This window comes from Thalassobacter stenotrophicus (assembly GCF_001458315.1).
GTDB lineage: Bacteria > Pseudomonadota > Alphaproteobacteria > Rhodobacterales > Rhodobacteraceae > Thalassobacter > Thalassobacter stenotrophicus.
Map to the genome: position 1 here is coordinate 126,156 of NZ_CYRX01000011.1, position 13,742 is coordinate 139,897.

The window sequence follows — 13,742 nt, forward strand, 5'->3', positions numbered from 1 at the left end:
TCATGCAACTCTATCGCTTTTTGTCCGAGGACGACACATCCGCCTTCTGCCACAAAGTCACCGACGCCCTGAACAAAGGCTGGACGCTCTACGGCTCTCCCACGCAAACCTTTGACCCCGTCAAAGGCATCATGCGCTGCGGCCAAGCCGTCACAAAAGACGTCGAAGGCACCTACACGCCCGACATCAAACTCGGAGAACAATAATGGCCAAAACCAATCCCGGTCGCTTCTTTGAGGATTATCAGCTCGGCCAAACCATCGAACACGCGGTCCCACGCACGGTGTCCGGGGGCGAGCGCGCGCTCTATCACGCGCTCTATCCAGCCCGCCACGCGCTCTATTCCTCAGACGCGTTCGCACAGGCCAGCGGCCTGCCCGGCAGCCCGATTGATGACCTTGCCGCATTCCACGTGATTTTCGGCAAAACTGTGCCGGACGTGTCCCTGAACGCCGTCGCCAACCTAGGCTACGCCGAAGGGCGCTGGCACCTGCCGGTCTACGCAGGCGACACGCTGCGCTCGACCTCGGAAGTTATTGGCCTGAAACAAAACTCCAACGGTAAAACCGGAGTGGTTTATGTCCGCACACGCGGGCTGAACCAACGGGACGAAACCGTGATGGACTATGTCCGCTGGGTCATGGTGCGCAAGCGCGACATCGACGCGCCGGCCCCCGAAACCGTGGTGCCAACGCTGTCCAAATCCATCGCGGCCAGCGACCTCGTAATCCCACAGGGGCTGACCTTCGCGGACTACAATTTCACCCTCGCCGGGGAGCCGCATCGCCTGTCCGATTACACAATCGGAGAGCAGATCGACCACGTTGACGGCGTCACCATCGAAGAGGCCGAGCACATGATCGCCACGCGCCTGTGGCAAAACACGGCCAAGGTGCATTTCGACGCCACCTTCCGCCCCGACGGGCAGCGCCTGATCTATGGCGGCCATGTAATCTCGATGGCACGTGCTTTGTCTTTCAATGGCTTGGCCAACGCACAAATGATCGTCGGCCTGAACGCAGGCGCACACGCAAACCCCTGCTTCTCGGGTGATACGGTCAAAGCATGGTCCGAAGTCTTGGACATCGCCGAAACCTCAGCCCCCGGTGTGGGTGCGATTCGCCTGCGGCTGGTTGCAACCAAAGGTGGCGCGCCCTTCGTTCTGCGCGGCGAAGACGGCAAATACGATCCCAACGTTCTGCTTGATCTGGACTACTGGGCGCTGATGCCACTTTGACAAGGCGTAGGGCCGCGCGGTGTGATCACAAATCACACGACTCACACCTGCGGCCCGCACCGGGCGACCCAACGTCGCCAAAATGCACAACTAAACAGCCTGCCTATACGTGATCACACCAAAACCATTCGTGATCACATATGGGCCGATGCGTCGATTTGCGCGCCCCTTTGATGGGAATATCGGCTTGTTCCACGTGACTCTTGGCGAAAAACTCTTATGCATAAACGCCAACAATGACCGACAAAATTACAACCAGAAAGGGACGTGCCCATGGCTGACGTCAAAAAGGTAGAGCGACCCCTCTCCCCGCACCTCCAGGTTTATCGCCCCCAATTGACCTCGATCTCGTCGATTTTGGTGCGCATCACCGGCATCGCATTGCTCGGCCTCTCGACTTTGGTCGTGGCATGGTTCTTGGCCGCCGCATCCTCCGAAACCGCATTCGCGGCGATGGACGGGTTCCTGCGCAGCTGGTTCGGCAGCCTGATCATGCTCGGCGGCGTTTGGGCCTTTGTGTATCACATGCTGGGCCGTCTGCGGCACCTCCTGTGGGACTTCGGCTACTGCGTTGACGTGCCCACATCCGAAAAACTGGCGATCGGCATGTTGGGCCTTTCGACACTGGTCACCCTGATCGTCGCGCTCGTCTGAGCCGCACAAGCAAGGAAACATCCCATGCAACGTTATTTGACTGATCGAAAACGCGCTGATGGCTTGGGCTCCGGCCGTCACGGCACGCACCACCACTGGCACATGATGATGACGTCTCTGGCGCTCGTCGTGGTTGTGCCTGTGTTTTTGGTGACATTCTTGGCCGGCTTTGGCGGCACATACGCAGAGGTCGTGGCCTACTTCAGCCAGCCTGTTCCTGCGATTATTGTGGCCCTCAGCCTCATCGTCACTATCTCCCACGTGACCAGCGAAGCCGTTGTCGCCGTTGAGGACTATGTCCACGGCGCGCGCGGTAAGCTGCTGATCATTGGGTTGAACTGGTTCTCCTACATTCTCATCGCCGTTGGCCTGTTCGCCATTGCGCGCATGGCTCTCTAAAACAGGGAAGTTTGAAAATGGCTGCATACGACTACGAGACGCATGAATATGACGTCGTGGTGATCGGCGCTGGTGGCGCTGGTCTTCGCGCGACTTTGGGCATGGCTGAGCAAGGTCTGCGGACCGCTTGCGTGACCAAAGTGTTCCCCACACGCTCCCACACTGTGGCGGCACAGGGCGGCATCGCGGCCAGCTTGGGCAATATGGGCCCTGACAGCTGGCAGTGGCACATGTACGACACCGTCAAAGGCTCCGACTGGCTGGGCGACACCGACGCGATGGAATACCTCGCGCGCGAAGCCCCCAAAGCGGTCTATGAGCTAGAGCACTACGGCGTGCCGTTCTCGCGCACCGAAGAAGGCAAAATCTACCAGCGGCCCTTCGGCGGCCACACCACCGAATACGGCGAAGGCCCCCCCGTGCAGCGGACCTGTGCCGCAGCCGACCGCACCGGCCACGCCATTCTGCACACGCTCTATGGTCAGTCGCTGAAAAACAACGCTGAGTTCTACATCGAATACTTCGCGATCGACCTGATCATGTCCGAAGACGGGCAGTGCCAAGGCGTTCTGTGCTGGAAACTCGATGACGGCACCTTGCACCTGTTCAACGCCAAGATGACCGTTCTGGCCACTGGCGGCTACGGGCGCGCGTACTTCTCGGCCACGTCTGCACACACCTGCACAGGTGACGGCGGCGGCATGGTTGCCCGCGCGGGCCTCGCGCTACAGGACATGGAGTTCGTGCAATTCCACCCCACCGGGATCTACGGCTCCGGCTGCCTGATCACCGAAGGCGCACGCGGCGAAGGCGGCTACCTGACCAACTCCGAAGGCGAGCGGTTCATGGAACGCTACGCGCCGACCTACAAAGACCTCGCCTCGCGCGATGTGGTCTCGCGCTGCATGACGATGGAAATCCGCGAGGGCCGCGGCGTGGGCGCCGAAGGCGATCACATCCACCTGCACCTCAACCACCTGCCCCCAGAAACACTGGCCGAACGCCTGCCCGGCATCTCGGAATCGGCACGCATTTTTGCGGGCGTGGACCTGACCAAAGAGCCCATCCCAGTTCTGCCCACGGTGCACTACAACATGGGCGGCGTGCCCACGAACTACTGGGGCGAAGTGCTCGCACCCACCAAGGACAAGCCCGATAACGTCGCTCCCGGCCTGATGGCTGTGGGTGAGGCAGGCTGCGCCTCGGTCCACGGCGCCAACCGTCTGGGCTCTAACTCACTGATCGACCTCGTGGTCTTTGGCCGCGCCGCTGCTATCCGCGCCGGTCAAATCGTCGATCCCAAAACCCCCAACCCCGAGCTGAACCAACGCTCCGTGGACATGGCTCTGGCCCGCTTCGACGGCCTGCGTCACGCCCGCGGTCAGGTCGGCACCGCCGAACTGCGCCTTGAGATGCAGAAAACCATGCAGGCCGACGCCGCCGTTTTCCGCACCGACAAGACACTCGCTGAGGGCAAGGACAAGATGGACGACGTCGCCTCCAAAATGGACGACATCGCCGTCACCGACAACAGCCTGGTGTGGAACTCGGACCTGATGGAAACCCTCGAATTGGCCAACCTGATGCCCAATGCCGTGGCCACCATCACAGCCGCCGAGGCCCGCAAAGAAAGCCGTGGCGCCCACGCTCACGAGGATTACCCAAACCGGGACGACGAAAACTGGCGCAAGCACAGCCTCGTCTGGTTCACAGGCAAAAACGGCGCGGCCAAACTGGACTACCGCGGCGTTCACCTCGAACCCCTCAGCAGCCACAACGAAGGCGGCATTGACCTCAAGAAAATCGCGCCAAAAGCGCGGGTGTATTGAGCCTCAGCACCCCATACGGACCGGGATCGACCGTGGCCCCCGCGCCATGGTCGACTGCCCCCCTCGCACCGACGACACCCGACACCTAAGGAGAGCGACCCATGGCACAATTTACCCTGCCTAAGAACTCCAAGATCACCGTGGGCAAAACATGGCCCAAGCCCGAAGGCGCCACCAACGTTCGCAAGTTTCAGATCTATCGCTGGAACCCCGAAGACGGCAAAAACCCCCAACTCGACACCTATTTCGTCGATATGGATACCTGCGGTCCGATGGTTTTGGACGGCCTCATCAAGATCAAAAATGAGATCGACCCCACACTGACCTTCCGCCGGTCCTGCCGCGAAGGCATCTGTGGCTCCTGCGCGATGAACATCGACGGCATCAACACACTCGCCTGCATTTACGGCATGGATGAGGTGAAGGGCGACGTCAAAATCTATCCGCTGCCCCACATGGAAGTCGTCAAGGATCTGATCCCCGACCTGACCCACTTCTACGCGCAGCACGCCTCCATTATGCCGTGGCTGGAAACCAAGACCAACCGCCCCGCCAAGGAATGGCGCCAGTCCATCGAAGACCGCAAAAAGCTCGATGGCCTGTATGAATGCGTGATGTGCGCGTCGTGCTCGACATCCTGCCCCAGCTACTGGTGGAACGGCGACAAATACCTCGGGCCAGCCGCCCTCCTACATGCCTACCGCTGGATCATCGATTCGCGCGATGAGGCCACGGGTGAGCGTTTGGATGCTCTCGAAGACCCCTTCAAGCTGTATCGCTGCCACACAATTATGAACTGCTCCAAGACCTGCCCCAAGGGTTTGAACCCCGCCAAGGCAATCGCGTCGATCAAGCAGATGATGGTTGAGCGTCACGTCTAAGCGGCGCCAAATCCTATCGCAAAAGGCACCTTCGGGTGCCTTTTTCATTTGGATCAAACCACTGGGCAGTCCTTGGCAGTCCTCAAAGAAAAAGCGCCCCATGCTGGTGGGGCGCTTTTCTTATTTCACCGGGTATGGCCATGGATCAGGGACCAAATCCTACGGTGGCGGGAGCCTTAATGAGACCAGAGAAACCACCCCAAGCCCGGTTTTTAACGAGATAAAACAATACTCACTAATCTAGAACACACAAAGAACATTAACCATATTTCTCCATCGGGCCAGTACGGATTCCCTTACTTTCGTCAGATTTTCGCCACATTGGCCCGTTGTGGCCAAACCTCTAGCACAGCGGCCACCACAACCAGACCGCCGCCAAACACCTCTAACGGTGTCAAAACCTCACCCGCCAAAAGCGCGGCACCGGCCGTCCCGATCAGCACTTCGGCCATCAACAAAATCCCAACACGCGCGGGGTCCAATCGTGCCGTGGCCCACAACAGCCCCGCAATCGAAACGCCCCACCAGATCCATCCGGTTCCAATCGCCAACCCGATCTGCGCAAGCGTCACGGCGTTCGGCATCGGCTCCAACACCACCGCAAGACACAGCGCCGTGGCCAGCGCTCCAAGCGAAAACAACCACGCCGCCAAGACCGGCGGCAGCGCAGGCTTGGCCCGCAGGACCGTCGTCGTTACCGACCAACACACCCCCGAAATCAGCCCAAACCATTCGCCCAGGGACTTGGGCACCGGCGCACCGCCCCCCGCGCTAAGCATCAGGCTCAGGCCGCACAATCCAAACCCAATCGCGACATATCGCAGAACCGGCGTGTGCCAGCCCATCACGTATCGCGCAATCAGGGTGCTCCACACCGGAGTGAGGAAAAACAACAGGATCACAAGCGCGACGCGCCCATAGATAAACCCAATCGAATAAAGCGCAAACGCCCCACCGCCCATAACCAAGGCCCAGCGCGTCATCCGATGCGGCCCGGTCGCAGCGCGCCAGTACCGCAGGGCAAAGGGCGTCAAACCCGCAACAGACGCCGCTGCAATCACCGCTGTCCCCCAAGGCCCCGCCAAGCCCAGCGCCTCCATCTGGCGCACAGGCAACCAGTAAAACCCCCACAGAATCCCTGTGGCGATCACTATCAACGATGCAAATTTGGTGGTGCGTTCAACGGACATAAAACGCCTCTATCCGAGGCGACTGCCAAAAACAAACGCCCCAAGGTCGCGGATCATCACGGCTGCGCACACGCGCTCTTAGGCCAACAGCACCCGCATATAACCGCCATTCCCCAAACGCCGGAATTCACGCCAGCCAACTCAAGGCCTCTGGCGCATCATAGAAAACGCAGCACCAGGAAACCCTTCAACCTTGTCGCGCGAAATCTAGTCCAACCATGGTTTTGGAAACGGGGGCCAGCACCCAACCGGCCAGCCATTTCAGTGCAGGGGCCCATCTTTAGGCGCCTCTCCACGAAGAAGGCAGTCCATAATCAGCATCAAGAAGACGAAATGCAGTCACCCAAAGGAACCGGGCCTCAAAACAAACGCGCAGCACCTGGCATTAAGAAACGACAGCCATCACTCAGCAAAACGGCCTTCAACACAAAGGCCGATGCGGAATCAGCCGTCCTTAACCTCACACTGCACCTGCCGAGACAAAAGCCTGCTACACGCACGCTGCGCCTCGCGCTGACTGAGCCCCACAAAGCTGGGCATATACCCCTGCCGCTGTTTCGTGACCTGCCGCAAAGCCGTGTCCAAGGTATCAATCTCTTGCAAAGCCGTGCGCAGCAGCAACTTGTCCGCCGCATAGCGCGTCGACTGAGGTTCCAACTGGATACCAAACACCCGCCCACCAGAGGACCGTGCTGCGCGGGTGACCACCTCACGCTGAATATCCGCGCTATCGATCAACGCCCCATCAACAGGCCGTGGCGCTGGAACAGCCGCTCCACCGCTCGGGCTACTGCTATTCATCGCAATCAAAACACTATCGCCGAGCGTCCCACGATCGGGCCGCGCAACGGGCCGGCTCGACTTCGCCACAGCGGTCATGCCAGCCGTTGGGCTAACATCGTAGACAGGTAAACGCGGCCTACGCACAGCCGCATGGCTCGGCGCGCGCTTAAACCCCATATCCAACAATTCGGCCACACGCGCATTCCGCGTCACGGTCGAACGCCCACCAAACACAGTCGCGATAATCCGCTCTTCGCCCCGCTCCGCACTCGCGACCAAATTAAAGCCCGCCGCGTTCGTAAAACCCGTCTTGATCCCATCCGCACCACGATAATTACTCAACAAACGGCGGTTCGTGTTTCGCACAGTGCCCATGCCTGTGTCCGTCGATTTCCGAGAAAAGATGTTGTAATACTGCGGATAATCGAAAAACAGCCGCCGTCCCATCACCGTCATGTCCCGCGCGGTCGACAAATGCCCCGATTGCGTCAAACCATGAGCGTTGCGAAAGGTCGTGTTCGTCATGCCCAGCGCCCGCGCAGTACGCGTCATCCGCTTAGCGAACGCAGCCTCAGACCCCGAAATAGCCTCACCAATCGCCGTTGCCGCATCGTTGGCCGATTTCACCGCTGCCGCCCTGATAAGATAGCGCAACTTGATCTTCTGCCCCGACCGCAGCCCCAGCTTTGAGGGCGGCTCAGACGCCGCAAACCGCGAAATCCGTACACTCGTGTCCAAAGAGATCTCGCCCAAACGGATCGCCTCAAACGCAACATACAGCGTCATCATCTTGGTCAACGACGCGGGATGCAGCCGCGTATCCGCATTGCGCGAATGCAGCACCTCGCCGGTGCGCGCGTCCATAACCATCGCCGCGTAGGGCGCCGCGAACGTCATCTTCCCGCCGCCGAGCACAATGCAAAGCGACAGGACGGCCACAAAAGCCAACCTTTGTATCATCTGCGTCAAATCACTGCCCGATCTGCCGTTATGTCTTGGGGGGCTTTGCCCTCCCGGAATTATTAAGACCAGAAAAACACACCCCGCGCAAAATTTCCAGAGAAACCAGCCCTTTCCCGAAAAAACTAAACCCCTCAAAAGGAACACCAACTCTCGAAAGTGATAGCGCACCTTTCCTAACAACCCGTATCCACAGTGCTGGCATGACCGCGATTTCAATGATAAATTAGTGTCAACCTAAGGAGACACTCGAATGACCGAAATGTTTGACACCCGCAAAGACCAAGCCGCCACCTGGTTTCGCTCCCTGCGCGATCAAATCGTGGCCGCCTTTGAGGCGTTGGAAGACAGCCAAACCACAGGCCCCTTTGCGGACCTGCCCCCGGGTCGGTTTGAGGTCACCGAAACCACACGCGCCGAGGATGGCGGCGGCGGCATCATGAGCGTGATGCGCGGCGGCCGCCTCTTTGAAAAGGTCGGCGTAAATTGGTCGGCGGTTCACGGCACCCTTGCCCCCCGTGCCGTCGCCGCAATGGCCGCACGCAAAGACATCCCCGGCATGGCCGAAGATCCCCGCTTTTGGGCGTCCGGCATCAGCCTCGTTGCCCACATGCGCAACCCCCACACCCCAGCGGTCCACATGAACACCCGCATGTTCTGGACCCCACATGCTTGGTGGTTCGGCGGTGGATCAGACCTCAACCCCTGTATTGAAGTCGCCGAGGACACAGCCTTTTTCCACAACGTCCTCAAGGACCATTGCGATAAACACGACACAACCTATTACCCACGCTTCAAGGAATGGGCGGACGAGTATTTCTACGTGCCCCACCGTGGCCGCGCACGCGGCGTAGGCGGCATTTTCTACGACGATCTATGCACCGGCGATTGGGCCAAGGACTTCGCTTTCACCCAAGACGTAGGCCGCGCATTCCTGCCTGCTTTCACTGGCGTGACCGAGAAAAACCGCGATGCGACTTGGACCGAAGCAGACAAAGAAAAACAACTCATCCACCGTGGCCTCTACGCCGAATACAACCTCGTCTATGATCGCGGCACCAAATTCGGGCTCGAAACAGGCCACAACGCAGACGCCGTCCTCATGTCCCTCCCGCCAGAGGCGAAATGGACCTAACCACACATTAACATTCCGGCATCAATCCAATCCATAAAGGACGGGTTGGTGCCGACACATTTCCAAAGCCTAGCGTACCTGCGCAACGCCCGCTAACCTTCCCAATCAAAGTATCTGCCAAAGGTTGAGAAATGATTGAAGGCCTGAGCCACCTGACCTTTATCGTGCGCGATCTCGATAAAATGGAGACCGTGCTCGCAACCGTCCTCGACGCGCAAAAGATCTATGACAGCGGCGCAGAAACATTCTCCCTCTCACAAGAACGATTTTTTAAAGTCGGAGGCCTCTGGGTCGCCATCATGCAAGGCGCGCCCCTGCAAGAAAAAACCTACAACCACGTCGCCTTCAAAATGGGCCCGGATGAATATGACGACCGCCTCGCGCGCATCAAATCCCTCGGCCTACAAATCAAAGAAGGCCGCCCCCGCGTAGACGGCGAAGGCCACTCCATTTACTTTTACGACCACGACAACCACCTGTTCGAATTGCACAGCGGCACCCTTGAGCAACGGTTGCAGCGTTACTCAAGCCGCTAAAACCGTCCTATTCACCGCGCAAAGCCGCAGCCTCCCGGACCTTTGCCCGAGCCTTCAATTCCAATGCCTCGTTCACTTGCTCAATCCGCGCGCGCCGCTCCCACCTCATATACTCGGAATAGGTTGCGGAACTGTTACTGGCCAAATCCAAAACCTCTAAATCACGCGGACCAATCAACGCCCCCACGATCCGGCGATGCTTCATAATCGGCAGCCACGCATCCTCCTGACGCGCACGCTCCAACCAAAACCCCAACTTCGCGCGCGCATCAGACAAAGCCAAATACGGGGGCAGATTTTCAAAACCAGGGCGCATGAGCGATCCTTTCAAAAACACGGTCACACCCCCGATCTCTGTCAGAGCAGTTAAGCCAACGTTAAGACTGGTTCCCATCTGTACAAAAGTCGGCCAAAAAATTCAGATCACCCATTTTACAGCAACCGAAGCCGCCCACGCCCGCCGACGTTTTGTACAAAACTCAGCCGCAATTGTCAGAACCCAACGCCAGATCACACAAAAACGCCCCACACCGGCAACCGGGCGGGGCGTTTTTAACTCTAAATTAACATTGGTATACGCACACTTTGCGCAAACCAATTTCTGAAACGTTAATTTATGCGGGCACAGACTCGCGCAATGTTTCGATCATAAGCGTCACATTTTCAGGGTCCGCATCAGGCGTAATCCCATGACCAAGGTTAAAGATATGCGGCCCCTTAGAGAACGCCTCACGAATGTGACGCACCTCATCAATCAGGTCCTGACCACCCGTCACCATGTGACGGGACGCCAAGTTACCCTGCACGCAGCCATCAACCTGAACGTGTGCCGCGCCCCACTCTGGCGTGACCGAGTTATCCAACGCCACACAGTCCGCGCCGGTCTTTCCAGCAAAGCCGATATAGCCGTCGCCCGCTTCACGCGGAAAGGCAATGATCGGCGTGTTGGGATGCTTGGCCTTAAGCGCGTCAATAATACGCTTCGTGGGCGCCACGGCATATTTCTCAAACGCTTCGCCCTTCAGGCTCCCGGCCCAGCTGTCAAATATCTTAACGACCTCAGCACCCGCTTGAATTTGCATATCCAAATAGGTGATCGTTGCTTCCGTCAGGCGATCCATGATCTTGTCAAAAAGTGCTACGTTTTCAATCATTAGCTTGTGCGCAGGCGCCTGATCTGGCGTGCCCTGACCCGCAATCATGTAGGTCGCAACGGTCCATGGCGCGCCAGCGAAACCAATCAAAGTGGTCTCCTCCGGCAACTCACGTCGCAGAATTTTCACCGTCTCATAGATCGGCGAAAGATGGTCATGGATGGCATCCGCGGGCTTAATCCGATCAAAGTCTGCATCCGCTTGGATCGTCGACAAACGGGGTCCCTCACCGGTAACAAACCAAAGATCCGCGCCCAGCGCTTCGGGCACCAAAAGGATGTCCGCAAACAAGATCGCAGCATCAAAACCATAACGCCGGATCGGCTGAAGCGTCACCTCAGCAGCCAACTCAGAGTTGTAGCAAAGCGACAGAAAATCCCCAGCCTCAGCCCGCGTCGCGCGGTACTCTGGCAAATAGCGACCCGCTTGGCGCATCATCCAAATCGGCGGAACCGACTGGGTTTCGCCATTGAGGCTGCGAAGGAGTTTCTTAGTCTGAGTCATTTGGTCGTTCCTATGCACTGGACAAAGCGTCCCTTTCTCATGTCAAACTGGCAGAAGCAGACCGATTGTCAATCTAAGTTGACACATGTAAGAGAACGCCTATGTCGAATATCACACTCCCGACCCCGAATTCACCCCTGAAAATTGGCACACGTGGCTCACCCCTCGCTTTGGCGCAGGCGTATGAAACACGGGCCCGACTATCCAAGGCTTTCGACCTTCCGGAAGAGGCTTTTGAGATCGTTGTGATACAAACGACGGGCGACCGTGTGCTCGACCGCCCGCTCAAGGAGATTGGTGGCAAGGGATTATTCACCCGAGAAATCGAAGAGGACATGCTGTCAGGTAAAATTGACATCGCGGTGCATTCGATGAAGGACATGCCTGTGCTTCAGCCCGAGGGTTTGTTGCTTGATACCTACCTGCCACGTGAAGACGTGCGGGACGCGTTTGTGTCGCCACACCACTCAGGCCTTGCGGACCTGCCAGAGGGTGCTGTTGTCGGCTGCTCCAGCCTACGTCGCCGGGCGCAATTGGCCAACCGTCGCCCGGACGTTCAACTAGTTGAGTTTCGCGGTAACGTACAGACACGCATGAAAAAACTTAATGATGGCGTCGCGGTTGCGACCTTCCTTGCGATGGCCGGGCTTAATCGTCTGGGCATGGATGAAGTTCCGAAAACTGCCATCTCTGAGGACGACATGTTGCCCGCCGTAGCGCAGGGTGCCATCGGCATTGAACGTCGCGCAAACGACAGCCGCGCGGCCGCCATGCTAGAGGCCATCCATGACATCCCCACAGGCCAGCGCCTTGCGGTGGAACGCAGCTATCTTGCCGCGCTCGACGGATCCTGTGAGACCCCTATCGCAGGGCTTGCCGTCCTAAATGGTGGAACCGTCGATTTCCGAGGAGAGATCCTGCGGCCAGATGGATCTGAGATTATCGTAGACGCTGAAAGCGGCGCGATTGAGGACGGGGCCGAGATTGGCCGCGCTGTCGCGGCCCGGATGCGCGCCAGCGCCCCTGATGACTTCTTTAGCTGGTTGACGACCTAAACACGACGTTAACCCCGTAGGCCTGCCCTAGGGCGAGCCTACGGCACCACCTTGCCCGGGTTCATCACGTTCCCCGGGTCCAGCGCGCCCTTGATCTGCCGCATCACAGCCAACGCGATGGGTGATTTATGCCGCGCCAGTGTCGCCAGTTGCGACCGCCCCACACCGTGCTCGGCCGAGATTGAGCCCCCCAACGATACGGTCACCCCATCGATCACCGCCCGCACCGCCTCCAGATGCGCAGGATCATCGTGCGTCGGATAAACTGCGTAGTGAAAGTTACCATCACCTAAATGCGCCACGGTGATATCGGTTGCTTCCGCGTCTAGCTCAGCCAAACGGGCCTGAACCTCAGCCTCAAACAGGGCTACCTTTTCGAGCGGCACACAAACGTCGGTGTCTACGATCGGCAGCTGCGTGAACTTGATCTCGGCGGATGCTTCGCGGATCGCCCAGATCGTGCTGCGCTGCGCCTCAGATGCCGCGAGCGTCGCGTCTAGAACGAGGCCTTCCTCCATCAGACTGGCCAACGTTTCGGCCAGTGGTGCGTCCATATCGAGGCCACCCAATTCCACCATTATCGTGCAGTCACCCGTCTTCAACGGGACCGTCAGGTCGGGCCGATGCTGCGCCAAGCGCTGCATGAAATTACGGGGCATGTATTCAAACGCCTCGACCGCGCCGCCACTAGCCGCCTGCAAAGCGCGCAGAATTTTCAGCGCGGCCCCCAGATCAGGCGCGGACAAAAGCGCGGTAGCGTAGCCGACGGGCTTGGGGAACAGCTTGAGGACCGCCGCCGTAATGATGCCCAGCGTACCCTCGGCCCCGATGAACAGGTCGCGCAGATCGTAGCCAGAGTTATCCTTGTGCAGCTCCGTCATCATATCCAATACCTCACCGCTGGCCAAAACGACCTCTAGCCCCAAGCACAGCCCACGGGTCGAGCCATAGCGCACCACATTCGATCCACCTGCGTTCGTCGAAAGGCACCCCCCGATCCGCGCAGAGCCCTTGGCCCCAAAGGTCAGCGGGAAAATCAGGTCATGGGCGTCGGCCGCGTCATGCAAGGATTGCAGAACCACACCCGCCTCCACCACGGCGATGCGGGCGTCTGGCTTGATCGTGCGAATGCGCGACATCCGTTCCAGCGACAGCATGACCTCACCCCGGGCTTGGGTGCCGCCCACAAGTCCCGTGTTGCCCCCGACGGGCACAATCGCGCCGCCTGCATCGGCCACGACACGCACCACGGCGGCCACCTCTGCGGTATTGGCGGGGCGTACAACGCACAGCGGTTCAGATGGGTAAACCCCCGTCCAATCCCGGCTGTAACCCGCACAATCCGCCCCCTCCAGAACGTGGCTTGGCCCCACGATGGCCCGTATCGCGTCGATCATTTTGGCCCCCTATGTGGTTTGGGTCGCA

The 13,742-nt window shown here is 58.9% G+C and carries 14 protein-coding genes; 9 read left to right on the forward strand and 5 right to left on the reverse strand.

Features of this window, described 5'->3' with window-relative positions:
• Nucleotides 1–2: 2 nt before the first annotated feature.
• From THS5294_RS05155 to THS5294_RS05180, 6 genes are all read left to right on the forward strand, one after another.
• Nucleotides 3–206, forward strand: a complete 204-nt coding sequence (locus tag THS5294_RS05155) for a DUF1737 domain-containing protein (protein WP_038005685.1) — start codon at nt 3–5, stop codon at nt 204–206.
• A complete protein-coding gene (locus tag THS5294_RS05160; protein WP_058122893.1) occupies nt 206–1,237 on the forward strand; it encodes a MaoC family dehydratase in 1,032 nt (343 codons plus the stop codon). Before THS5294_RS05155 ends, THS5294_RS05160 begins: the two co-directional genes overlap by 1 nt.
• A gap of 273 nt (nt 1,238–1,510) precedes the next feature.
• Nucleotides 1,511–1,891: a succinate dehydrogenase, cytochrome b556 subunit gene (gene sdhC / locus THS5294_RS05165; RefSeq protein WP_038005682.1), complete on the forward strand. Its 381-nt coding sequence runs from the start codon at nt 1,511–1,513 to the stop codon at nt 1,889–1,891.
• A 24-nt stretch (nt 1,892–1,915) separates the two neighbouring features.
• Nucleotides 1,916–2,290 (forward strand): succinate dehydrogenase, hydrophobic membrane anchor protein, encoded by a 375-nt coding sequence (sdhD, locus tag THS5294_RS05170; RefSeq protein WP_058122894.1) that lies wholly within the window; start codon nt 1,916–1,918, stop codon nt 2,288–2,290.
• Between the two features lie 17 nt (nt 2,291–2,307).
• Complete coding sequence (gene sdhA / locus THS5294_RS05175; RefSeq protein ID WP_038005678.1) at nt 2,308–4,119, forward strand: succinate dehydrogenase flavoprotein subunit; 1,812 nt, start codon at nt 2,308–2,310, stop codon at nt 4,117–4,119.
• A gap of 101 nt (nt 4,120–4,220) precedes the next feature.
• Nucleotides 4,221–5,000 carry a succinate dehydrogenase iron-sulfur subunit gene (locus THS5294_RS05180; RefSeq protein ID WP_058122895.1) on the forward strand — a complete coding sequence of 260 codons (780 nt, stop codon included), beginning with the start codon at nt 4,221–4,223 and terminating at the stop codon, nt 4,998–5,000.
• 305 nt (nt 5,001–5,305) lie between these two features.
• On the opposite strand, the gene THS5294_RS05185 is transcribed toward THS5294_RS05180, so the two are convergent.
• Entirely contained in the window at nt 5,306–6,190 is an 885-nt protein-coding gene (locus tag THS5294_RS05185; protein WP_058122896.1) for a DMT family transporter, read from the reverse strand.
• Nucleotides 6,191–6,634: 444 nt separating this feature from the next.
• Nucleotides 6,635–7,933, reverse strand: a complete 1,299-nt coding sequence (locus THS5294_RS05190; protein WP_058122897.1) for a D-alanyl-D-alanine carboxypeptidase family protein — start codon at nt 7,931–7,933, stop codon at nt 6,635–6,637.
• A gap of 253 nt (nt 7,934–8,186) precedes the next feature.
• Between THS5294_RS05190 and hemF the strand changes: the two genes are divergently transcribed.
• The gene (hemF, locus tag THS5294_RS05195; RefSeq protein WP_038005671.1) at nt 8,187–9,068 is read left to right on the forward strand and encodes an oxygen-dependent coproporphyrinogen oxidase; all 882 of its coding nucleotides are present in this window, start codon (nt 8,187–8,189) and stop codon (nt 9,066–9,068) included.
• Nucleotides 9,069–9,199: 131 nt separating this feature from the next.
• Entirely contained in the window at nt 9,200–9,604 is a 405-nt protein-coding gene (gene fosX, locus THS5294_RS05200) for a FosX/FosE/FosI family fosfomycin resistance hydrolase (RefSeq protein WP_058122898.1), read from the forward strand.
• A 7-nt stretch (nt 9,605–9,611) separates the two neighbouring features.
• Here the strand turns inward: fosX and THS5294_RS05205 are convergent, their stop codons facing one another.
• Both THS5294_RS05205 and hemE read right to left on the reverse strand, forming a co-directional pair.
• On the reverse strand, nt 9,612–9,920 hold the full coding sequence (locus THS5294_RS05205) for a hypothetical protein (protein ID WP_058122899.1): 309 nt from the start codon (nt 9,918–9,920) through the stop codon (nt 9,612–9,614).
• Nucleotides 9,921–10,218: 298 nt separating this feature from the next.
• Nucleotides 10,219–11,262 carry a uroporphyrinogen decarboxylase gene (gene hemE, locus THS5294_RS05210; RefSeq protein WP_058122900.1) on the reverse strand — a complete coding sequence of 348 codons (1,044 nt, stop codon included), beginning with the start codon at nt 11,260–11,262 and terminating at the stop codon, nt 10,219–10,221.
• A 101-nt stretch (nt 11,263–11,363) separates the two neighbouring features.
• On the opposite strand from hemE, the gene hemC reads away from it, so the two are divergent.
• Nucleotides 11,364–12,317, forward strand: a complete 954-nt coding sequence (gene hemC / locus THS5294_RS05215) for a hydroxymethylbilane synthase (protein ID WP_058122901.1) — start codon at nt 11,364–11,366, stop codon at nt 12,315–12,317.
• Between the two features lie 38 nt (nt 12,318–12,355).
• On the opposite strand, the gene THS5294_RS05220 is transcribed toward hemC, so the two are convergent.
• The gene (locus tag THS5294_RS05220) at nt 12,356–13,714 is read right to left on the reverse strand and encodes an FAD-binding oxidoreductase (RefSeq protein WP_058122902.1); all 1,359 of its coding nucleotides are present in this window, start codon (nt 13,712–13,714) and stop codon (nt 12,356–12,358) included.
• Nucleotides 13,715–13,742: the final 28 nt, after the last annotated feature.